This window comes from Bifidobacterium catenulatum DSM 16992 = JCM 1194 = LMG 11043 (genome assembly GCF_001025195.1).
Taxonomy (GTDB): Bacteria; Actinomycetota; Actinomycetes; order Actinomycetales; family Bifidobacteriaceae; genus Bifidobacterium; species Bifidobacterium catenulatum.
Genome location: NZ_AP012325.1, coordinates 13,171 through 34,274, shown reverse-complemented (window position 1 = coordinate 34,274; position 21,104 = coordinate 13,171). Strand labels below are relative to the sequence as shown.

Below are 21,104 nucleotides of genomic sequence, written 5' to 3'. Positions count from 1 at the left end.
TCGAGAACAGTTTTTACGCTGTGAGTTCGCCGCTTTCGAGTCTACCCACTATTATGACTTTTAGCCTATTAAAGGAGACTATGCTGATGGCTGACGAAGAGCTGCACGAAACCACCGCGGACGATCAGAACGATCTGCAGTCCACGAACGACACCGCTGCCGTTGAAGAGGGCAACAAAACCGTTCAGGATGACGCTGATGAGACCACCGTCGAATCCGCTTCCGCTGATTCCAACGACGTTGACGATCTCGATATTCCGATGGACCGCGTCGAAGCGGTGCTGAACGCCACTGCCGACAAGGATTCCCTGAGCCCGCAGATGCAGCGCATGATGAACCGTCAGGCGGAAAACACCCGCCGCGTGGAGGAGACCATCAAGGGCACCAAGTCCAATCCACGCTGGTTCGTGCCTCTGTTCTGCGCGCTGATGATCATCGGCCTGGTTTGGGCCGTGGTCTACTACCTGACTTCCGACTACCCGATTCCGAACATCGGCGCATGGAATCTGGCCATCGCGTTCGCGATCATCATGGTCGGATTCATCATGACCATGTGGTGGCGCTGACCCACCGTTTCACGTTTATTGTTTAGGCAGCCTCGGTAGCACGTTTGAAGTAGGGGCGTCTGTACTCTTCGCACAGTCAGACGCCCTTTTCGCGTACCCTTTTTACGATTCTTTCGCAATCGTCTTGCTATTCCTGCGACTCGTCTATCACTTGTCTCGTGTTCTTCTCAATTCCGGTTCGCTTGTTCAGATTTTCGACGTGCGCAGCAGCACATGATCGCCGCCTTGCATGGTGGTACCAAACAGGTAGACCGTCCCACCGTCAGCAAGCTTCAATTTCTTGCGTAACTGCGGTGCCGTAAGCGGGAAATTACGTACCGCGATATTCGCTTGTTTCGCACCATTCAGCAATCGTTTTATATCTTTTTTATTCATGCTTCCGACTGCTTCAATCGCAAATCCTCGTCCCGGAAAATCGGCGATTTGCTGTTCCGACACGAACAGATGGCTGCTCGGACCGATCTGCGTCACACCGAATCGTTCCTCGACCAGATCGAAACAGCCGGCCTTCATAATCGACGCATTCGGCTCATACAAGTAGTTTTTCGCCTCCGGCAGCGGTTTGCCGCCAATGCGCAGGCCTTGCGTATATGCGGCAGAATCATAATCGATCCGCTGATCGTCGTTCACGCAGAACACGTGCGGCGCGGCATACCGGCCATCATGCGATGCGGCTACGGTACGTTCGGCTTTCGATTCACCGTCAAACGAGCCCACCGTGTCCGCCAAATCCATGCCGCCATTCATCTGCTCCACGCGCGTGCGTGCCAATGGCGTCTTGTCGTTGCTTGTCTGTCTTGCCCGTATATCCATCTGCCCCATGTGTGCGTGCGCCGCAGGGCGCCGGTGCGAACCCGCGCCATCCACGCCGTCGCGCGCATCCACTTGCGCCGGCCGTCCCAGTACCAGCAGCAGTTCCTTGCATTCGTTGCCGGTGGCCACAATATGCACTTCGCGTACGGCCCCGTCGAAATCGGCGACCGCCTTGCGCCAGTCCAGCATGGGAGACAGTTTGACCAGCGTGCACTGCGATTTGGCGAGCAACAGGTCACGCAATTCGAGTACGTTCGGTGTGCAATCCTCGATCGCGTAGGTGCGCGCGCCATGCTCGTCGCGGCGGGCCGGATCGATGTAGATGAGATCCACCGGATCCATATTGTCAAGGTATTCCACGCCGTCGTCGCACACGATACGCGCCTGGTCGAGTCCCAGTGCGGCCATGTTGTGCTCGGCCAGATCGCACAGGTGTCGTTGCCGTTCCACATAAGTGGCTTGGCTGAATCCGCGCGCCAGATACGAGAAGTCTACACCGAACCCGCCCGTCAGATCCACCATCGCCCTTTTCGCCACCAATGTGTCCGATTCTGGCGAATCAGACAACTGTGGCTCACTTTTCGTGGTTTGGTTGTCCGATTCTGCAGAATCGGACACTCTGGCGCGCACGGTTGCGGCCGACGCAAGCAGGGTTTGCGCGATTTCGGACTTGTATTGGGCTGTGAACTGCGATGAGCACTGTTCCATGGAAATGTGCGGAGGGTATATGATTCCCTCGCATGAGGCCCATTGCGGCAGTTTTTTGCTTGCGATCTGCCATCCGGCAATCTGGTCGAGAGCCAACGACAGGTCGAGCCCTTCCACACGTTTGGCCTTCAACGCCAGTTCGCGCACGTCCTCGTCGCGATGCATCGCCACGAATTCGCGCGTCTTGTCATTCATGATTGTCATTGGTGACGTACCTGATTTCGTTTTGTTGATCCGCCGTCATTCTGGGGATTTTCTAGTTCCGCACGATGTGGATAAGTCGTGGATTATTGTGGACGAATGTGGATAGCGTCTATATCTTGTGGACAGTTTTACGACCGCACACAAGATATAGGACGGTATTTTTTCCCATTTTTCGCTATGCACAGGCTGGTTATCCACATTTTCCACCGTTGAAAAGCTGGGGAATTCGCCGTTTTGTGAATATCCTTGTGGATAATGCACCGAGTTATCCCCGACTTACCCACAGCTCGCTCCTCACTTATCCACAAAGTTATCCACAAATGTGGATAACTGCATATCTGCAATTCCAAAAACTTCTTTTTTCTTCTACCTGTCGACTAGAAGAACATGCCAAGAAGGGGGTTTACACGAAGTGGATTGCTCATATTACACGCGATGACAACCGCAATAATCACGCCCAACATGATTACGCCGTAAATCAGCGTGCGCTGCTGCAGGCTTTTGCCGCGCAACGCATGCAGGCCGGAAACCAGCAGCCAGGCGAACACGCCTCCGACGATGAATCCGCCGATATGCGCCTGCCATGCGATGTTCGGCGTGATGATCGGCATCAGGAAGTTGATGAGCATCCAGATCAGCATGGATCGAATGTCTATACCAATGCGCTGGTATACCACCAGAATCGACGCGAACAGGCCGAATAGTGCGCCGGAAGCGCCATATGCGGATGTTAGCCAACCGTCTTGCGAAAGCAGTGCCCAGACCATCATGCCGGCGCTTCCGCCGAGTCCTGACAGCACGTATAACGCAAGATATGGCAGATGCCCCATCATGCGTTCCAATACAGGCCCGACGCACCACAAGGTCAGCATGTTGAAAAGAATATGCCATAGGGATGCCGGCTGGTGCAGGAACATTGACGTAATGAAAGTCCATGGACGGTGGGTCGCCAGCGCGGGCATGAATACGCCTGTGCCGACGAACGAGTTATAGCCGGCTGGCCAGGCGATTTTCAATAGTGTTTCGACAATCCAGACCGCGACGCATATCACCATGATCGCGACGGTGATTACGGGATCGCCATTACGCCAGCGGTACCTCATGGAACGTGCAGAGAAGAGGTCTTTGAACGACGGGGAATCGGGAAACAGACTGAAACGTTGATAAGCCATGTTTCAACCCTACTGGAACGTGCGAATCCGCGAATCCGCGAAATCATTGCAAATGATTGCATTCTTGTGAATCCTCGGCGCGTAAATCCACCCAATCAACACATTCAAGGAATTAATATAGTGAACAGAGTTGGCTTGAACGAGCAGGTCAGCCAATGTTCGCCGATATTTGGGAAAGGAGCCGTCATGGAGAACAAGTCTTCTAACGGTTGGAAGTTCTTCGCACTGCTCTTCGGAGCTTTGCTTGCCGGTGTCGTCGGTCTGTATGTGTACAAGCAGCAGAATCCGGATTACGATCCGTGGGAGGAGCCGTGGGAGAACAGCTCGTCTCCTGTCGATCTTGGTCTGGCCAAGGATGCCGAAGAAGCCAAGGAAGCCGGCACTGAGGCCGCCGCCACTCCCGAAGCCGCCTGATTCCTACTTCTTTTCAAAGCCCTGCCGCCCTTTCGCGCAGGGCTTTTTGTTATCCAGACACAAAAAGGGACGATTCCAAAGAATCGTCCCTTCGTCATCACGCCTTATCTAGCGCTATCAGGCGAGCGGAGCGAGTGGACTGACGCGTGCGGTATCAAGGCGTGGAAGGCGAAGGCGTACGAAGGTACGTCGAGCCTTCCACAGCGCAGATAACGCTCTGTCAGTCTGCGAGCGGACCCGTCTTCCAGATGCGCTCGAGGTAATCCTCCATCGAACGATCGGAGCTGAAGTAGCCCGAGTTCGCCACGTTGATGAGGGCCTTGCGGTTCCATTCGAGCGGCTGGGCGTAGAGAGCCTCGATTTCCGACTGGATGGCGGTGTAGGCGCCGAAGTCGGCGAGGGTCATGAACCAGTCCTTGGTGAGCCAATCGTGGACGAGGTCTTCGTACACGGTCTTGTCGCCGTTGGAGAAGGTGCCGTCCGCGACCATGTCGATGGCGGCCTTGAGGCGCGGATCGGCCTCGTAGTACTTCTTCGGCTCGTAGCCTTCGGCGTAGAGGGCGTCCACCTCGTCAACGGTCATACCGAAGAGGAAGAAGTTCTCAGCACCGACGCGCTCACGGATTTCGACGTTGGCACCGTCGAGGGTGCCGACGGTCATGGCACCGTTGAGAGCGAACTTCATGTTGCCGGTACCGGAGGCTTCCTTGCCGGCCTGGGAGATCTGCTCGTCAAGGTCGGTGGCCGGGATGAGGTGCTGTGCGAGGCGAACGTTGTAGTTCCACGGGAAGTAAACGTTCAGCTTGCCCTTGACGTCCGGGTCGTTGTTGATGACGCGGGCGACGTTGTTGATCAGCTGGATGGTCTGCTTGGCCAGATAGTAGCCCGGAGCGGCCTTGGCACCGAACACGATGGTGCGCGGCATGATGTCGTCTGCAGAGATCTTGCCGGACTTGATGTCGGCGTAACGTGCGATCACGGCAAGGATCTTCAGTGCCTGACGCTTGTATTCGTGCAGACGCTTGACCATGGTGTTGATCATGGTGTTCGGGTCGATGTCGAAGCCGTATTCGCGCTTGGCGTAGTTGGCGAAGTCAACCTTGTTGGCCTGCTTGACGGCGGCGAACTTCTTGACGAATTCGTCGTCTGCGGCAAGCGGTTCGAGGCCTTTGAGCAGTTCGAGGTCGCTCACCCACTTGTCGGTGCCGAGGCCTTCGGTGATGAGGTCGGACAGGCGCGGGTTGGCGAGCTTGACGAAGCGGCGAGGGGTCACGCCGTTGGTCACGTTGGTGAACTTGTCGGGATACACGTCGGAGAAGTTCTTCAGGGTGACGTCCTTGAGCAGCTGGGAATGCAGCTCGGCAACGCCGTTGACGTGGGAGCCGCCGTAGGTGGCCAGATAGGCCATGCGCACGGAGTCGCCGGTGTAGATGGCCATGTCCTTGATGGTGGCCTCGTCGACGCCCTTGGTCTTGAGCTCGGCTGCGAACTGGTCCTGGATCTTCTCGATGATTTCGAGGTGACGCGGCAGAAGTTCGCCGATGAGCTTGGACGGCCACACTTCCAAGGCTTCCGGAAGCAGGGTGTGGCAGGTGTAGTTGAAGGTCTTGTTGGTGACGGTCCAGGCGGTGTCCCAATCGTAGCCGTACTCGTCCATGAGGACGCGCATGAGCTCCGGGATGCCGATGACCGGGTGGGTGTCATTAAGCTGGAAGGTGATCTTGTCTGCGAAGGTGGTCAGATCCGGCTTGTCCTGGCCCGGGTAGAAGACGCGGATGGCGTCATGGATGGAGGCGGACACGAAGAAGTACTGCTGCTCGAGACGCAACGCCTTGCCCTGCGGGGTGGAATCCTCCGGATACAGGATCTTGGAGATGTTTTCCGCTTCGACCTGCGGCTTGACGGCGTCAAGGTACTCGGACTTGTTGAAGGTGAGCAGGTCGAATTCGTCGTAGCTCTTGGCGGTCCACAGGCGAAGGGTGTTCACACGGCCGGAAGCATAGCCCGGAACCATGTAGTCGACCGGGACTGCACGCACGGACCAAGCCGGCTTCCAAACCTTCTTGCCGTTCTCTTCGACGACTTCGCCGCCGAAGGAGACCTTCTGGTCGCGGTTGTAGTCGATGTGGCCCCACGGCTCTTCGTTGGTCAGCCAGTAGTCCGGGGTTTCGATCTGCTTGCCGTTTTCGTCGAACTTCTGCTCGAAGATGCCGTACTTGTACTGGATGCCATAACCGAATGCCGGCACGCCCAGCGAAGCGAGCGAATCGATGAAGCAGGCGGCCAGACGGCCGAGACCACCGTTGCCGAGGCCTGGCTCGTGCTCGGCGTTGACGACGTCCTGCACGGAGAAGCCGAGTTCCTTGACCGCAGCATTGAACTGCTCGGTCAGACCGGCGTTGAGCAGAGCGTTGCGCAGCTGCTTACCCATGAGGAACTCTGCGGACAGGTAGCCGACTGCCTTGGTGTTGCCATTGACCATGTCAGCCTGGGTCTTGAACCAGGAATCCATGAGGTGGCGGCGCACCGCGGCGGACGCGGCGACATACACGTCGGCCGGCTTGGCCTGTTCGACGGTGACGCCCTGGGTGTACTTCAGCTGCTCGCGGATCTCATCTGCGAACTGCTCCGCGGTGATCGCGGACTTCGGTGCGGTAATTTCAGTCATTAGTCGACTCCCTTTGACGGATTACTCTCCAGAAACATTATGCCTTGCTCCAGCGTCCTTGCATTAGCGGCTACATGAACACTAAGTAACATCATGCATACGTTCTCATACACAGCATACTACATAATCAGAAAAAAGACGAAATTTCAAGCGATTACAGGTCAGCATTCGTTTGCAAAAAATGATGCAAACCGGCTGCCAAAACGTTGTGAACAACATGCAAACGACATACAACAAAATTGAGAACGCCGTCAGCAATCGCAAATATTTTTCCTCTCTTCACACCCCTATTCAGTTGTGACTACGCTGTCTGCAACACCCCATCATAGTCGCTTGCAAGCGACAAAATAACACGTATGGCTGTTATTCGAGAACAAGATCTGCATAAGGGACATGACGCATTTGCGCAATGGCTGCAAACGTCTCATCGCATGATCGCCGACAGTATTCCCACGAATACCGACGCGGCACGCGATTTCCGTCTGGAATTCTCTCCACGATTGCCACGCCAGCTGTGGGCGATGGCAGTGCGCTACTCGCTGCATCTGCTGGAGAAAAAAGCGCCCGGAGAGGGCGTGGAAGTGCGTGTCGCACCGTGGGGCGCTATCAAGATTCTCGACGGACCGGCATCCGATCCGCATAATCTCACACCGCCGGACGTGATCGAACTGGAACCGGACGTGTGGATGCGGCTCGCCGCCGGCATCACCAGCTGGCAGGAGGAAAAAGATGCCGGCCGCATCACCGCCGTCGGCGAACGTGACGATTTAAGCGATCTACTGCCGTTGGTGTGACAGGCTGCGAGAAGACCGTCACAGGCACAAAGACGCATAGCAAAACCGCGATGCGGATACACCTAGCAGGCATATCCGCATCGCGGTTTCACAAAGTACCTGATATGCCGATCAGTCCTGCTTCTTCGGCTTCAGCACACTGGGCATCGGCATCGGGATGGGCTTGTGTGGCTTCGGTGCGGCGGACTTGGCTGCCGGGAACTCTCCGCTCGTGGCCTTCGCCGCCGCCTCCGCGGCCCACTTCGCATACTCGTCGAGGTCATCCTCGGCGTCGCCCTGCGCGGATTCCTGAACATCTTCAGGAATCTCATCTTCAGCGTCCGCATCGTGAGAATATTTTGCTTCGATATCGGCGAAAGGATCAAAAGAACCCGAACCAGGCTCCTGGGCACCGAGCTCCTTGGCGAGCTCATCGTAATCGGTGTCGGTGGTCAGGTACTTGAGCTTTCGGGCTATTTTCTGCTGTTTGGCTTTCTGACGTCCGCGGCCCATCTGACCCCCTGAGGATTACTGTGCTATCAATTCATCAAACAAGAGAGTACCACTTGTTATGCCATATTTCGTTGTCGGCTCAGACTTTTACGATAAAATCGCTGATTTTCTTAAGAAAAGGACATGTATGACGGACGAAACCCAGGAGCAGCAGATCACCGCTGTCGGCAATGAAATGAGCGCGAGCTTCCTCGCCGCGAAGAAGCGTTCCGACGCAACGCTCGCCGCAATCGAACAGAATCCGGGCAAGTTCACCATGCTTACCGGCGACCGTCCGACCGGACGCCTGCATCTCGGCCATTATTTTGGTTCGATTCGTGAGCGCGTCGCCATGCAGAATCGCGGCGTGAATTCGAATATCATCATCGCCGATTATCAGGTGATCACCGATCGTGACACGACCGAGCATATCGAAGACAATGTGCTCAATTTGGTGCTTGACTACATGGCTGCCGGCATCGATCCGGAAAAGACCATGATTTTCACGCATTCCGCCGTTCCAGCGGAGAACCAGCTGATGCTGCCGTTCCTGTCGTTGGTGACTGAGGCCGAGCTGCATCGTAATCCTACGGTGAAGTCGGAAATGGAAGCTTCCGGCCATGCGTTGACTGGTCTGCTGCTGACTTATCCGGTGCACCAGGCATGCGACATTCTGTTCTGCAAGGCTAATGTGGTGCCGATCGGCAAGGATAACCTGCCGCATGTCGAGATCACGCGCACCATCGCACGTCGTTTCAACGAACGTTACGCCAAGAAACATCCGGTGTTCCCCGAGCCGGCCGCGATTCTGTCTGAAGCGCCGGAGATTCCAGGCTTGGATGGCCGCAAGATGAGCAAGTCGTACGGCAATTCCATCATGTTGGGCGCCACCGCGCAGGAAACCGCCAAGCTCATCAAGAAGAGTCCGACCGATTCCGAGCGTCGCATCACGTTCGATCCAATCGGTCGTCCGCAGGTTTCCGCACTGCTGACGACCGCCGGTTTGGTCACCGGTCGCGATCCGAAAGAAATCGCCGAGGAAATCGGCGATTCCGGTGCAGGCGCGCTGAAGGCGTATGTGATCGAATCGGTGAACAGCTTCCTTGAGCCGCATCGTGCCCGCCGTGAGGAACTCGCCAAGGATATGGATTACGTGCGCGACGTGCTCGCCGAAGGCAACAAGAAGGCCAACGCCATCGCCAACGAAACCTTGGAGCAAGTCCGCGAAGCCATGGGCATGCGCTACTAAAGCTCCAGAAACGCCATAATCATGCTTTAAACAGCGTTTCAGCCATCAAACAAAGGCCGGATTGCGTATTGTGCAATCCGGCCTTTGTTGCGTCTGAGCGGCATGTGCCACATTATGTTTGATTAGATTTGCGCGCGCTTTTCGCCGGAAGCGATTTCCGCTGCGACCAAATCGTCATCCACTTTACGGTCATCGGGATCATCAAGATAATGATCGAACTCGTGCAGCACTTCAGCATCGGGAGCCGGAGTCAGCAGCGACACCACCACAATGAACAGCAGTGAGATAATGAACGCCGGAAGCAGCTCGTAAATAGCGAAGACACCACCAAGCGGCTTGATGAGATTATGCCAGATCAGCACGGTCGCAGTACCGGAAAGCATGCCCGCAATCGCACCGAATTTGTTGGTGCGGCGCCAATACAGCGAGCAGAGCATCAGCGGACCGAACGAAGCGCCCAAACCAGCCCATGCATACGACACAACCTGGAAAATCGACGAATTCTGATCGAACGCAACCACAATGCCGAAAATGAACATGACGAGCAGCGTGATGCGGGCAACCATCATCACCTGACGATCAGTGGCCTTGCGATAGAGCAATCCACGGAAAATATTCTCACCGACCGCGGAAGCGCCGATAATCAGGTATGACGACGAGGAGCTCATGGACGCGGCGAAAATGCCCGACACCACGATGCCGCACATGAAGCTCGGCAGCAGCGCCTGCGAAACCACAATGAAAATATTCTCCGCAGCGGACTGCGTGACGAACTGCGTCGGCATCATCGCACGGCCGACCAAGCCAATGCACACGCCGCACGTAAGCGACACCACACACCATGTGGTGGCGATGATACGGGACTTTTTGATCTCTTCGGAACTGCGAATCGACAGGAATCGCACAAGCACCTGCGGCATACCGAAATAGCCGAGACCCCACGCAAGCATGGAAATCATGGTGATCACGCCGTATTCGGTAGGAGCGCCGAACATGGCCTGACCAGCCTTGATAATCTGCTCACCGGCATCGTTCAGAATCGGCGTGGCCATTTGCGTGCCGTCGAGGAAGCCTGGAATGCCTTTGAGGAAGGCGACGGTGTTGTCTACGCCGCCGACGGATGCGATGGAACCGATGAACACCACGGCCAGCGCGAAAAACATGAGCAAGCCTTGGATGAAGTCGGTCACGACCACGGAAAGATAGCCTCCGATCAGGGTGTAGGCGAACACGATGGCCGCGCCGATCACCATGGTCAGGTGGTAGTCCCAGCCAAACAGGGTCGAGAAAAGTTTGCCGACCGTCACGAAGCAGCTGCCGACATACACGCAGAAAAATACGAGAATGATCAGCGCCGCGATGGTGGAGACGATGTTGCGTTTGTCATGGAATCGTTTGGAGAAGAAGTCCGGAATGGTGATCGCGTCACCTGCCACCACGGAGTAGCGGCGCAAACGACGTGCGACGAGCTTCCAGTTGAGGTAGGTGCCGAGAGCCAGGCCAAGGGCCGTCCACAGCGGGTCGGCGGCACCGGTGAAGTAGGCGACGCCCGGCAGGCCCATGAGCAGCCAGCCGCTCATATCGGAGGCTTCGGCGCTTAAAGCCGTCAGCCACGGACCAACGCCTCGACCACCCGCGAAATACTGGCGAGTGGAGGAATTGGATCGCTTGGAGTAGATGAAGCCGATGGTGAGCATGGCCACAAAATAGATGACCATCGCCAGCAGCACCCAAAAATCTTTGGTAATCATGAATTCTCTCTTCTTAGATTTCTAGCCGAATTTCTTTCGAATCTCTTTCTTCAAATCTCTGTCGAAACGAATTTCTTTCGAATCTCTTCTGAAAAAATGCGATTGTCCCAATGTACCGGTTGAACATTGCGGCAATCGCATTTATCTCATTTACGCGCCCAAATTCCGAAACTCTGCGATTTGTTATGTATCGTTCGGAATCCTAGGAAAAATTTGGCAATGTGTGCGGTATCAAGGCATACCAAAGGAAGGCGTACGAAGGTACACCGACTGAGGATCAACGCAGATAACGCTCCATTGCCAAATTTTTAGATGTCGTATCTCCAAGACTTATCGGTGATAACGCGAGCCATGGCCAGACCGATCGGCAGGCAGATAATCACCATGAAGGCGCGGAAAGCCCAGTCGAGGGCGTTCAAGGTATCGAATTGGCCGAGGTGGAACATGGCTTGATACATGTACAAACCGGGAACCATGATCACGATGGACGGCACGGTCAGGCAGATGCGCGGGTAGCCGAGATGCGGGGCGAGCCAACCGCGACGAACCGCGGAACGCCATGCAGAGGCGAGCAGGCCTGCGAGCAGTGCGCCAATGAATGCGCCGGCTTCGGCGGGAACGCCCATGTCCACGATTTCAAGGCGCAGGGTGTCTGTGATCAAGCCGATGGTGGCTGCCACAAGGCACATGCGTTGTGGTGAATTGAACATCACAGAGAAGCCCCACACACCGATGAACGCGAACACCATGCGCAGCAGGCAGTTGATGACGGGGTTCAATCCGAGAGGCTCGAATCCTTGCGGATTCAGGTGCACTATCGAAGCGACCATCCACCCTGCGAGCGTCGCCATCAAAATAATGCACAACACGTACGCAATGCGCTGAATACCTGACGGAAAATCAATTTTCGCCATATCAAGTCCGCCCGTAATCAGCGGGAATCCAGGAATCACAAACAGCATGGCGCCGATGTAAGCCGTGTCATGCTGCAATGCGACGGGCTCGAAAATACCAATCAATCGCAGGGTGCCCGTGCAGGCGAGTGCCGCGACGGCCACGCATACGAATGTCACGAAGAACTGGTTGAGGTGGTGGGCGAACAGGCGGCGGCGCAGCCAGTGGCCAAGTCCCGCGCCGATGAACGCGCCAATCATGTCGAAGGGGCCGCCGCCAAGCAGGAACACGAAGGATGCGCAGGCGCAGGCCGAGGCGAATCCCGCAAATGCCGGCGAATACAGGGGCTTGCGCCGTTCGATCATGTTGAGTCGTTCGTGCGCTTGACGAACGGTGATACCTTGCGTTTGGTTCTTTTCTTTGCCGACATGGTCGAAATGTTCGGCGTATTGGCCTTTTGGCGGCTTGTGATTGCGATTTTTGCGCGTTTTTTTCGTGGTCGCTTCGCTTGACGCAACGTTGGCCGCGCTGGCAGTTTCACGCTTGGTTTCACGTTCACTGCGATTATGCTGCTCGCTTGCCGCTTCGATGTCACGCAAGTGCAACGGCTGCGCGATGGTATCGGTCGCTTCGGCGCGTTCCGTCACCATTTCAAGCGCGTCGAGCACGGGATCGTCAGATCCCTCCTGATTCTGTTCGGCTTTCTGACGTTCGCGAAGACGCTTCGACAGGTCAGCCGACACCTGCGACGCATCACGCTTGTCGAGATGCTGCATAAGCCCTTCGGACACGTCGGATTGGCTGTGGTACATCGATCCTTTGCCGAGGTTCACGTTGAACCAGTCAGCGAAGTGTTCGAGCAGCCAAATGCGTTCCGTATTGACGCCGGTGGTTGGTAGGTCGACGACTTCGGTGATGCGGTCTTTGCCGTCGGTGCAGGAGGCTTCGATATCGGTGAGGTTCACGTCGGCGCGTACGTGCACGCCGAGCGGATAGGCGATGCGGTGCATCATTTCGCGGACGCGGAAGCTTCCGGTGCCCGCGCCGAGATCGAGCATACCGACGCGTACGATCACGCTGGCTTTTGCTGCGATTCCCGCTTCAGCGACCGGCTTGTCCCAATCCCGTTCGATATCTTCCATATCGAGCGGAATGGAGTGTGTATGGAATTTGCTGACGGCCGAAGCGCTTTTTTCCGCGCTATCGAAATTCGTCTCATGTTCATGTTCGTATTGTGCGCTCACAAGTTCAGGTCTAACGTGTGGGCTGGTCGGAGGATTTTCGAAATTTCCATCGATTTCACTTTGTGGACACCGTCGGACCACGATGCGGACATTTCCGGTATTTCCGTAACCAAACTGTCGATTTGCCGAGCATACAATGGGTACGCATTTACCCACCAGACTTAGGGCTGTGGGCTCGCAACAGACGGCCAAAACAATCGCGGAGGTGCCGCGAAGGACCGACAGACCGGGCAACCCGATGGTTTGGAGAAGGAGGTCTGATGACAACTGAAAACGAACAGATCACGCCTGCCGACGCAGCTATCGTCTCGTCCGGCACCGGCACCAAAGGCCCCGAGGAGCGTGATCTTCCCGCTTCCCTCAAAGAGGAAATGGATCTGTGTTTGCAGATTCTTCGCGAGGTGCTCGGCGAATTCGATGAAAAGCTGCTGGACAAGTTCGATGAAGTGCGCGAACACGCACTGAACGCTAGCGCCAAACGCTTCTCCGGCATTCTGACGGATACGAATCCGAATCAGGATGACCTGCAGAAGGTCGTCGACATCATCGATAAAACGGATGTGCATGAGGCACAACTGCTGGCCCGCGCTTTCACCACCTACTTCCATCTGGCCAACCTATGCGAGGAGAACTACCGTGTCTCCGTGCTGCACAGCCGTGAGGCCGCCGTAGATGACACCCAAGCCGTCGACCCAGTGAACGAAATGACCTGTGCCTACCACCAGCTCATTAACGAAATGGGTCCGGCCAAAGCCAAGGAACTGCTCGACAAGCTCGAGTTCCATCCGGTGTTCACCGCGCATCCGACTGAAGCCCGCCGCAAAGCCGTGGAAGGCAAAATCCGCCGCATCTCCCAGCTGCTCGCAACGCACAAGCTGCTTGGCGGTTCAGACAAGAAGGAAAACTCCCGTCGACTCTTCAACGAGATTGACGCGCTGTTCCGCACCTCTCCGATCGCACTGAAGAAGCCGACTCCGGTTGAGGAATCTGAAACCATTCTCGATATTTTCGACAATACGTTGTTCTATACCATTCCACAGGTCTACCGTCGTTTCGACGATTGGGTCCTCGGAGACAAGGCCGGCCTCGTGCCGCCGGTATGCCCGGCGTTCTTCCACCCGGGAAGCTGGATCGGCTCCGACCGTGACGGCAACCCGAACGTCACCGCCAAGGTGAGCCGTCAGGTGGCCCGCAAGTTCAGCGACCACGTGCTGGGCGCGCTGGAGATCGAGACCCGCCGCGTTGGCAAGAACCTGACGATGGAAGCTGAGACCACTCCGCCGAGTGCCGAGCTCAAGTCCCTGTGGAACCACCAGAAGGAAATGAGCGAGCGCCTGACCGACAAGGCCGCACTGATCTCCACCAAGGAGCTGCACCGTGCCGTCATGCTGGTCATGGCCGATCGTCTGAAGGCCACCATCGACCGCGATGCTGATCTCATGTACCACTCCTGCGAGGATTACATCGCCGACCTGAAGGTCGTGCAGCGCTCCCTCGCCGAAGCCAACGCCAAACGTTCCGCCTACGGCCCGCTGCAGGACCTCATCTGGCAGGCAGAGACCTTTGGCTTCCATATGGTCGAGATGGAGTTCCGCCAGCACTCCGTCGTGCATTCCCGAGCGCTGGAGGATATCCGCGAACATGGTCTGCACGGTGAGCGTGGCGAACTGCAGCCGATGACCCACGAGGTGCTCGACACCTTCCGCGCCCTTGGTTCCATCCAGAAGCGCAACGGCATCAAGGCTGCCCGTCGTTACATCATCTCCTTCACCAAGAGCGCCCAAAACATCAAGGACGTGTACGAGCTGAACCGTCTGGCGTTCTCCCATCCCAAGGATGTTCCAACCATCGACGTGATCCCGCTGTTTGAACAGCTTGAGGATCTGCAGAACTCGGTAGACGTACTCGAGGAAATGATCAAGATTCCGGAGGTCCAGGCTCGTCTGAAGGCCACCGGCGGCAAGATGGAAGTCATGCTCGGCTACTCCGACTCCTCGAAGGACGCCGGCCCGACCTCCGCAACCCTGGCCCTGCATTCCGCACAGGAACGCATCGCCAAGTGGGCGGAATCGCATGACATCGATCTGACCCTGTTCCATGGCCGCGGCGGCGCCGTCGGCCGCGGCGGAGGCCCGGCTAACCGTGCCGTGCTCGCACAGCCGGTCGGCTCCGTGAAGTGCCGCTTCAAGCTCACCGAGCAGGGCGAGGTCATCTTCGCGCGCTACGGCAACCCGGCACTGGCCATCCGCCACGTCGAGTCCGTTGCGGCTGCAACGCTGCTGCAGTCCGCTCCGAGCGTGGAGAAGCGCAATACGGACATGACCGCCAAGTACGCCGACATGGCCAGCAAGCTCGACGAGGCCGCGCATAACCGCTTCCTCGACCTGCTGAACACCGACGGATTCGCACCGTGGTTCTCCACCGTCACGCCGCTGACCGAAATCGGCCTGCTGCCGATCGGCTCCCGTCCGGCCAAACGCGGCCTTGGAGCCAAGTCCCTCGACGATCTGCGTACCATTCCGTGGATCTTCTCCTGGGCGCAGGCACGCATCAATCTGGCTGCATGGTACGGCCTGGGCACCGCGTGCGAGCAGTTCGGCGATTTGAACACCTTGCGTCAAGCGTATGAGGAATGGCCTCTGTTCTCCACGTTCATCGACAACATCGAAATGTCGCTGGCCAAGACTGACGAGCGCATCGCCAAGATGTACCTTGCTCTCGGAGACCGTGAGGACCTCAACAAGAAGGTCCTCGACGAGATGGAGCTCACTCGCAAGTGGGTGCTCGAAATCGTAGGCGACAAGTGGCCTCTGCAGCACCGCCACGTGCTCGGCCAGGCCATCCGCATCCGCTCGCCGTACGTAGATGCGCTGTCCGCCACCCAGGTGCTCGCCCTCGGCTCGCTACGCAAGCGCGTGGACAAGGAAGAGCTCACGCACGGACAGAAGGAGAACTACACCTACCTGATCCTGTGCACCGTGTCGGGTGTCGCAGCAGGCTTGCAGAACACCGGCTGATTTTAGCCAGTTTCTTTCAGGGTCCCCGTTCGCACTGCCGATCGGGGACCCTTTTTCATACCTATATCTGCCTTATATATGGCAGAATCGGAGCCTTGTCATGAGCCTTCTCGCTTATATATGGCAGACCATCATGCGAAAAACCCACTTCGGGGGTACATTTTTCCGGTTTTTCACCTTTGGGACTGCCACACATAAGCGAAATATCACCGGACAGAACACGAAATCTGCCATACATAAGCGAGATATCGCTCTATTTCCCAGCGAACGGTCAGACCAAAACGTATGATGTTGGCTAGCCTGAACAATGAGGGGTGGAGTCAATGGCAGACGAACTGTTTGTAGACCAAGACGAGGTCGAAGGCACGGCAAGCGGCGTTTGGAGCCGCATGCTGGCAGGTAATCGCAGGTTTGCGGAGGGCAAACCGGAACATCCGAATCGTGGCGCTGAAGCACGCGAGGCACTTGTGGACACACACGCACCGGAAGCGGCCATGCTGAGCTGCTCCGACGCGCGAGTAAGCCCGGATATTATTTTCGATTCCGGTCTTGGCGACCTGTTCACGGTTCGCACGGCCGGTCAAATCATCGACGAAGCCGTGATTGCGTCCCTAGAATACGCGGTGACCGTACTCGGCGTACGTTTGCTGGTAGTGCTCGGCCATCAGAATTGCGGTGCGATCAAGCAAGTTTCCAAGGATTACGAAGCGTTACTGCACGAATTGACCGCCGATGCGGAAGATTCGCTGATGGCCGCCGACAGCATTTCCGACATCGACGAACGCATCTGCGATTCGGATTCGATCATGATGCGCACTGTCGGTTTCTCGATCTGGCAGGCACACGAGTCGGAATTGGAATCCAGCGAAGATTTCGAACGCGTGCACATCGCGCGCACCATCGAACTCTTGGTGGAACAATCCGAAGCGATCCAGCAGGCTCTGGCAGCTGACAAACTCATGATCGTCGGCGCAAGGTACCAGCTGGACTCCGGCAAAGTCGAGGTTCTCAGCTTCTGAAACGAAGTACAATTCGGAAAACGGAGATTTGCGAAACAGAAATCCGAAAAAGAACAATCCGAAGCTAAGCAATCTAAGAATAATTGAGAAAATCCAAAAAATCAGGAGATACAGACACTTTGACATACCACCTCGATAGAGTGGAACCATGTCTCTAGGTTTGAACATTCTCCTGATCTTCATCTTCCTGCTGCTCGGTTCCGTGTTCGCCGGCACCGAACTGGCGTTGGTCAGCCTGCGCGGATCGCAGATCGACCAAATGGAACAGGAGGATGCCCGCGGCAAGCGCGTCGCACAAATCGCACGCGATCCGAACACGTTTCTGTCGACTGTGCAGATTGGCGTGACATTGAGCGGTTTTCTTTCCGCATCGTTCGGCGAATCGTCGATTTCGCCATACATTGTGCCGATTGTTGAAAGTTGGGGCGTGCCAACGAGCGTGGCCGCTCCCCTAACCACCATTGTGCTGACGTTGATTATTTCGTACTGTTCGATCGTGATTTCGGAGTTGGTGCCGAAGCGTATCGCGATGCAGCGCAACGAGCAGATCGCGCGTTCCGTGGTGCCTGCGATTCACGTGTTTGCGAAGGTGTGCAAGCCGATTATTTGGCTGATCGGCAAGAATACGAACATTATTGTGCGCTTGCTTGGTTTCGACCCGAACGAAACTGACAGCGAAGTGTCCGACGAGGAGCTGCGCGTGCTCGTCAACACCAATACGAACTTAAGCAAGGACGAGCGCACGATTCTCGATGACGTGTTCGACGCATCCGAAACGATTGTGGCGGAAGTGATGCGTCCACGCGCCGACGTGGTATTTCTGGATGGTGCCATGCCGATCGGGGATGCGGCCGCGTACGTGCGCGAAATGCCATACTCCCGTTATCCGGTGACCGGCAAGGATTTCGATGACGTGCTCGGCTTTGTGCACGTGCGCGATTTGCTCGACATTCGCAATCCCGAGGCGAAGACGGTCGCCGACGTGACGCGCGAAGGCATTTCGCTGCCGGGCACGTCGAAGCTGCTGCCAAGCCTTGAATTGCTGCGTAAGCGTGGCATTCATCTGGCGGTGGTCATCGACGAATATGGCGGTACCGACGGCATCGTCACGTTGGAGGATATGACAGAGGAGCTGGTCGGCGACATTCGCGACGAATACGATCTGCCGGAGGAAAAGGGCGGCGAGCGCACGGAGCGTACCGCGTTCGTCAATGGCGTCGCCACTATCGAAGGTGGTATGACGATTGAGGATTTCGCTGATTTGACCGGTATTGAGCTTGAGGATGGCCCGTACGAGACGGTTGCCGGCTATTTCCTGGCGCACACTGGCAAGATGGGCGAAGTCGGCGATACGTTGCCTTCCGACGACGGTTACGACATGACTGTCACGCAAGTGGACGGCCGCCGTATCGAAACGTTGGAAATCCGCAAGCACATGGTTGATGGTGATAATGCGAAATCCGCAAAGACTGCAAAATGATCTGAAATTAATCGAAATAATTTGAGATAAATCAAAATAAAAACAGACTTGCGATTATGTAAATGTTGATTTTTCATACGATCAACATCAGTAATCGCAAGTCTGTTTATTACGTTTGTCATGTTATTAAATCTGTCGATTTACTACAGATTCAGCCGCAGATTTAATCATAGATTCAGCTACGCAGTGTGGGATGGCATTCGTCGTTCCACCATGCAAGCTGCGCGATATTGGCGCGGATATGTTCGCAGGACGCGTGGAATTTGGCCTGTTCGCTTTCGGTGAGTGTAGGATTGAGGACTTCTTCGACGCCGTTCGCGCCGACGATGCACGGCAGGCTGGCGTAATTGCCGCTTTCGCCTTGTTCGCCGGTAAGCAGCGTGGAACAGGCGGCCGCATAGTGTTCGTCGCAGAGCACGGCTTGCGTAAGGCGTGCCGCGGTGGCTGCAATGGCGTATTCCGTGCACCCTTTGCCGGCGTACACGCGGTATCCGCCTCGACGGGCATCCTGCTCGGTTTCGTCCTCGTCAAGGGTGAATCGTTGCGGATTGTCTTGTGCGAGTTGGGTGAGCGGCTTGCCTGCGATGTTCACGTTCGACCAGTAGGCGAACTGTGAATTGCCATGCTCCCCCAGCATGTATGCGCCGATTGATTTCTGATCCACGTTGACGCGTTTCGCGATGGCGTTGCGCAGTCGTGCGGAATCCAACGCGGTTCCGGTGCCAATGATTTTGCGCGGATCGTAGCCGGTGATGTGCCAGATTTCGGTTGCGACCACATCGCACGGATTTGAGATGGTGATGATCACACCGTGGAAGCCTGCGTTGAACAGTCGGGAGATCCAAGTGCGTGCAATGTCGGTGGTAACGAACAGTTCGCCATCACGATCTTTGGCGCTGGTTTTCACGTCACCGGCAGCGTTGATTACCACGTCGCAGTCAGCCAGCTGCTCGTATTGCGTACCGTAGTTGCCGATCACGCAGTTATGCGGGTAGAAACTCAACGTGTCGCTTAAATCCTGACATTCGCTGACTACTTTTTGCTCGTTGATGTCGCACAGTTTCAGTTCTTCAGCCAGTCCTGCGGAAAGCACGGCATTTGCAACATGCGCGCCCACGTGTCCGATTCCGATAATGCCGACTTTTCTCAATACAGCCATAATCGCTCCCTTCCTCACTTGTTTGATCTTTCTGCGTGAACTGTTTGCAAGCAAACATCTCAGCCGCCATGATTGTAGGCTTGCAATTCGCGAATGTTAAGCGTTTGGAACATCTTATGAACGGAAAAGCTATACGAATCACCTATACGTCGTTATCAAAAGTTCGCAAGCCGTGGCAAGTCATGGCAATCCGCGCAATGTGACGGCAGTGGCATAATATCGCAAGTATTTCAACATCGCAGGCAACGCAACAACATCGCGAGCGTCACAGTACAACGTGACGGTTCAACTCCCGCCGTAATTGCCTCCATTGCGGCAAATATGCGCTCATACGCCGCTGAAAGCCCTCTCCGTGCCCGTTTTCCCACAGGTGCGTCATTTCGTGCACAAGCACGTATTCCAGGAATCTGGGGTCCATAAGACCGAGTTGTAGGTTGAGGCGGATGCGGCCGGTTTTCGGCGTGCATGACCCCCATCGCGACGTCATGACGCGCAGTGTGACATGCGTTGGCTCGCGCCCGATAATCGGCGACCATTTCGCAAGCAGCACCGGTAGTTGCGCATTGATGGTCTGCACCGCTCGCTTTCTGGTTGCGTCGTTCCATGTGAAAGAATGCGGATCATTAGGATTGTTTCCTTCATGGATCTGCTGATCTCTGGCTTGCAGCATGGCTCGTTGCGCTTGTTCGATCCATGATTTGCGTTCCGTCACGAATCGTGCGATTGCCGCTTGGGACATGCGAGAAGGTGTGGAGATGACGATCTGCGCGTTCGGTGGCTTGATTCGCAGATACATGTTTTTAATGGGCTTACGCATGATAGTCACCGTCATTCCAGCGATTTGCACAGTTTCTTCCGATAGCGTGCGATTGCGGTTGCGCACTCCCCTGCTGGCATTGCGATGATTGTTTGGCATGCCTGCATTATGCCACGACACGCCGGATTTTGACTTTCGCTGATTATCACGTATTATTTCAACTCGTTGTGCTTAACAGTACAGCAAGAACGGGCCCGTAGCTCAGGTGGTTAGAGCGCATCCCTGATAAGGATGAGGTCGGAGGTTCAAGTCCTCCCGGGCCCACAGTGATTAAGAGCGGCGCGGCCGCTTTTTTTCAACTATGGGGCTATGGCGCAGCTGGTAGCGCATCTGCTTTGCAAGCAGAGGGTCGCCGGTTCGAACCCGGCTAGCTCCACGGGGCTATGGCGCAGCTGGTAGCGCATCTCCATGGCATGGAGAGGGTCAGGGGTTCGAATCCCCTTAGCTCCACAGATAGGGTTTCCGATGATTTCCGGAAACCCTTTTTTCATACCCGCATCCGCATCCCAATTCCTCCACCCGCTGAAAGACCATTACGAAAGGCCGTTTCAGGCGGGACTTGCGTCACCGCTTGAAACGGCCTTGGATTATTGATTATTACGATTGCTGGCGATGACTACTGCATTGCGACCACGTCGGCAACAGTGACAGAATCGTTCGGCAC

General features: G+C 56.0%; 15 protein-coding genes and 3 tRNA genes. 10 read left to right on the top strand and 8 right to left on the bottom strand.

Annotated elements, in window-relative coordinates:
* Positions 1-80 precede the first annotated feature (80 nt).
* On the top strand, positions 81-566 hold the full coding sequence (gene crgA / locus BBCT_RS00135; RefSeq protein ID WP_081450262.1) for a cell division protein CrgA: 486 nt from the start codon (positions 81-83) through the stop codon (positions 564-566).
* Positions 567-752: 186 nt separating this feature from the next.
* Here crgA and BBCT_RS09385 read toward each other — a convergent pair whose 3' ends face one another.
* Together BBCT_RS09385 and BBCT_RS00125 are read right to left on the bottom strand one after the other, a co-directional pair.
* Positions 753-2,291: a class I SAM-dependent methyltransferase gene (locus BBCT_RS09385; RefSeq protein WP_003833592.1), complete on the bottom strand. Its 1,539-nt coding sequence runs from the start codon at positions 2,289-2,291 to the stop codon at positions 753-755.
* A 377-nt stretch (positions 2,292-2,668) separates the two neighbouring features.
* On the bottom strand, positions 2,669-3,463 hold the full coding sequence (locus tag BBCT_RS00125) for a rhomboid family intramembrane serine protease (RefSeq protein WP_003833588.1): 795 nt from the start codon (positions 3,461-3,463) through the stop codon (positions 2,669-2,671).
* Positions 3,464-3,649: 186 nt separating this feature from the next.
* Between BBCT_RS00125 and BBCT_RS00120 the strand changes: the two genes are divergently transcribed.
* Positions 3,650-3,877, top strand: a complete 228-nt coding sequence (locus BBCT_RS00120) for a hypothetical protein (protein WP_033512835.1) — start codon at positions 3,650-3,652, stop codon at positions 3,875-3,877.
* A gap of 220 nt (positions 3,878-4,097) precedes the next feature.
* Here the strand turns inward: BBCT_RS00120 and BBCT_RS00115 are convergent, their stop codons facing one another.
* Positions 4,098-6,545: a glycogen/starch/alpha-glucan phosphorylase gene (locus tag BBCT_RS00115; protein WP_003833584.1), complete on the bottom strand. Its 2,448-nt coding sequence runs from the start codon at positions 6,543-6,545 to the stop codon at positions 4,098-4,100.
* Positions 6,546-6,901: 356 nt separating this feature from the next.
* Here BBCT_RS00115 and BBCT_RS00110 point away from each other — a divergent pair, with 356 nt between their 5' ends.
* Positions 6,902-7,339, top strand: a complete 438-nt coding sequence (locus tag BBCT_RS00110; RefSeq protein WP_003833582.1) for a sterol carrier family protein — start codon at positions 6,902-6,904, stop codon at positions 7,337-7,339.
* Between the two features lie 111 nt (positions 7,340-7,450).
* Here BBCT_RS00110 and BBCT_RS00105 read toward each other — a convergent pair whose 3' ends face one another.
* Positions 7,451-7,831 carry a DUF3073 domain-containing protein gene (locus tag BBCT_RS00105; protein ID WP_003833580.1) on the bottom strand — a complete coding sequence of 127 codons (381 nt, stop codon included), beginning with the start codon at positions 7,829-7,831 and terminating at the stop codon, positions 7,451-7,453.
* A 127-nt stretch (positions 7,832-7,958) separates the two neighbouring features.
* On the opposite strand from BBCT_RS00105, the gene trpS reads away from it, so the two are divergent.
* Positions 7,959-9,059: a tryptophan--tRNA ligase gene (gene trpS, locus BBCT_RS00100; protein ID WP_033512833.1), complete on the top strand. Its 1,101-nt coding sequence runs from the start codon at positions 7,959-7,961 to the stop codon at positions 9,057-9,059.
* 122 nt (positions 9,060-9,181) lie between these two features.
* Here the strand turns inward: trpS and BBCT_RS00095 are convergent, their stop codons facing one another.
* Both BBCT_RS00095 and BBCT_RS00090 read right to left on the bottom strand, forming a co-directional pair.
* Positions 9,182-10,810 (bottom strand): sodium/proline symporter, encoded by a 1,629-nt coding sequence (locus tag BBCT_RS00095; RefSeq protein WP_003833577.1) that lies wholly within the window; start codon positions 10,808-10,810, stop codon positions 9,182-9,184.
* 308 nt (positions 10,811-11,118) lie between these two features.
* Positions 11,119-12,846, bottom strand: coding sequence for a threonine/serine exporter family protein (locus BBCT_RS00090; protein ID WP_003833572.1), 1,728 nt, complete (start codon positions 12,844-12,846; stop codon positions 11,119-11,121).
* A 362-nt stretch (positions 12,847-13,208) separates the two neighbouring features.
* On the opposite strand from BBCT_RS00090, the gene BBCT_RS00085 reads away from it, so the two are divergent.
* The 3 genes from BBCT_RS00085 (at position 13,209) to BBCT_RS00075 (ending at position 18,464) form a co-directional block, all read left to right on the top strand.
* Positions 13,209-15,965 carry a phosphoenolpyruvate carboxylase gene (locus BBCT_RS00085; protein WP_003833568.1) on the top strand — a complete coding sequence of 919 codons (2,757 nt, stop codon included), beginning with the start codon at positions 13,209-13,211 and terminating at the stop codon, positions 15,963-15,965.
* Positions 15,966-16,288: 323 nt separating this feature from the next.
* Positions 16,289-16,984, top strand: coding sequence for a carbonic anhydrase (locus BBCT_RS00080; protein WP_003833565.1), 696 nt, complete (start codon positions 16,289-16,291; stop codon positions 16,982-16,984).
* Positions 16,985-17,132: 148 nt separating this feature from the next.
* On the top strand, positions 17,133-18,464 hold the full coding sequence (locus tag BBCT_RS00075) for a hemolysin family protein (RefSeq protein WP_003833564.1): 1,332 nt from the start codon (positions 17,133-17,135) through the stop codon (positions 18,462-18,464).
* A 175-nt stretch (positions 18,465-18,639) separates the two neighbouring features.
* On the opposite strand, the gene BBCT_RS00070 is transcribed toward BBCT_RS00075, so the two are convergent.
* On the bottom strand, positions 18,640-19,623 hold the full coding sequence (locus BBCT_RS00070; RefSeq protein WP_003833562.1) for an L-lactate dehydrogenase: 984 nt from the start codon (positions 19,621-19,623) through the stop codon (positions 18,640-18,642).
* A 265-nt stretch (positions 19,624-19,888) separates the two neighbouring features.
* Positions 19,889-20,539, bottom strand: a complete 651-nt coding sequence (locus BBCT_RS00065) for a M48 family metallopeptidase (protein ID WP_231858062.1) — start codon at positions 20,537-20,539, stop codon at positions 19,889-19,891.
* A 91-nt stretch (positions 20,540-20,630) separates the two neighbouring features.
* Between BBCT_RS00065 and BBCT_RS00060 the strand changes: the two genes are divergently transcribed.
* The 3 genes from BBCT_RS00060 (at position 20,631) to BBCT_RS00050 (ending at position 20,890) form a co-directional block, all read left to right on the top strand.
* A tRNA-Ile gene (locus BBCT_RS00060) sits at positions 20,631-20,704 on the top strand.
* Between the two features lie 39 nt (positions 20,705-20,743).
* Positions 20,744-20,816: transfer RNA gene (locus BBCT_RS00055), tRNA-Ala, on the top strand.
* A gap of 1 nt (position 20,817) precedes the next feature.
* Positions 20,818-20,890, top strand: a tRNA-Ala gene (locus BBCT_RS00050).
* Positions 20,891-21,104 lie beyond the last annotated feature (214 nt).

Coding starts and splice junctions, on each gene's coding strand:
- BBCT_RS00065 (WP_231858062.1), bottom strand. CDS start 20,539: ATGCCAAACAATCATCGCAATGCCAGCAGGGGAGTGCGCAACCGCAAT.
- BBCT_RS00110 (WP_003833582.1), top strand. CDS start 6,902: ATGGCTGTTATTCGAGAACAAGATCTGCATAAGGGACATGACGCATTT.
- BBCT_RS00080 (WP_003833565.1), top strand. CDS start 16,289: ATGGCAGACGAACTGTTTGTAGACCAAGACGAGGTCGAAGGCACGGCA.
- BBCT_RS00105 (WP_003833580.1), bottom strand. CDS start 7,831: ATGGGCCGCGGACGTCAGAAAGCCAAACAGCAGAAAATAGCCCGAAAG.
- BBCT_RS00090 (WP_003833572.1), bottom strand. CDS start 12,846: ATGGAAGATATCGAACGGGATTGGGACAAGCCGGTCGCTGAAGCGGGA.
- crgA (WP_081450262.1), top strand. CDS start 81: ATGCTGATGGCTGACGAAGAGCTGCACGAAACCACCGCGGACGATCAG.
- BBCT_RS00085 (WP_003833568.1), top strand. CDS start 13,209: ATGACAACTGAAAACGAACAGATCACGCCTGCCGACGCAGCTATCGTC.
- BBCT_RS09385 (WP_003833592.1), bottom strand. CDS start 2,291: ATGACAATCATGAATGACAAGACGCGCGAATTCGTGGCGATGCATCGC.
- BBCT_RS00125 (WP_003833588.1), bottom strand. CDS start 3,463: ATGGCTTATCAACGTTTCAGTCTGTTTCCCGATTCCCCGTCGTTCAAA.
- trpS (WP_033512833.1), top strand. CDS start 7,959: ATGACGGACGAAACCCAGGAGCAGCAGATCACCGCTGTCGGCAATGAA.
- BBCT_RS00070 (WP_003833562.1), bottom strand. CDS start 19,623: ATGGCTGTATTGAGAAAAGTCGGCATTATCGGAATCGGACACGTGGGC.
- BBCT_RS00075 (WP_003833564.1), top strand. CDS start 17,133: ATGTCTCTAGGTTTGAACATTCTCCTGATCTTCATCTTCCTGCTGCTC.
- BBCT_RS00095 (WP_003833577.1), bottom strand. CDS start 10,810: ATGATTACCAAAGATTTTTGGGTGCTGCTGGCGATGGTCATCTATTTT.
- BBCT_RS00115 (WP_003833584.1), bottom strand. CDS start 6,545: ATGACTGAAATTACCGCACCGAAGTCCGCGATCACCGCGGAGCAGTTC.
- BBCT_RS00120 (WP_033512835.1), top strand. CDS start 3,650: ATGGAGAACAAGTCTTCTAACGGTTGGAAGTTCTTCGCACTGCTCTTC.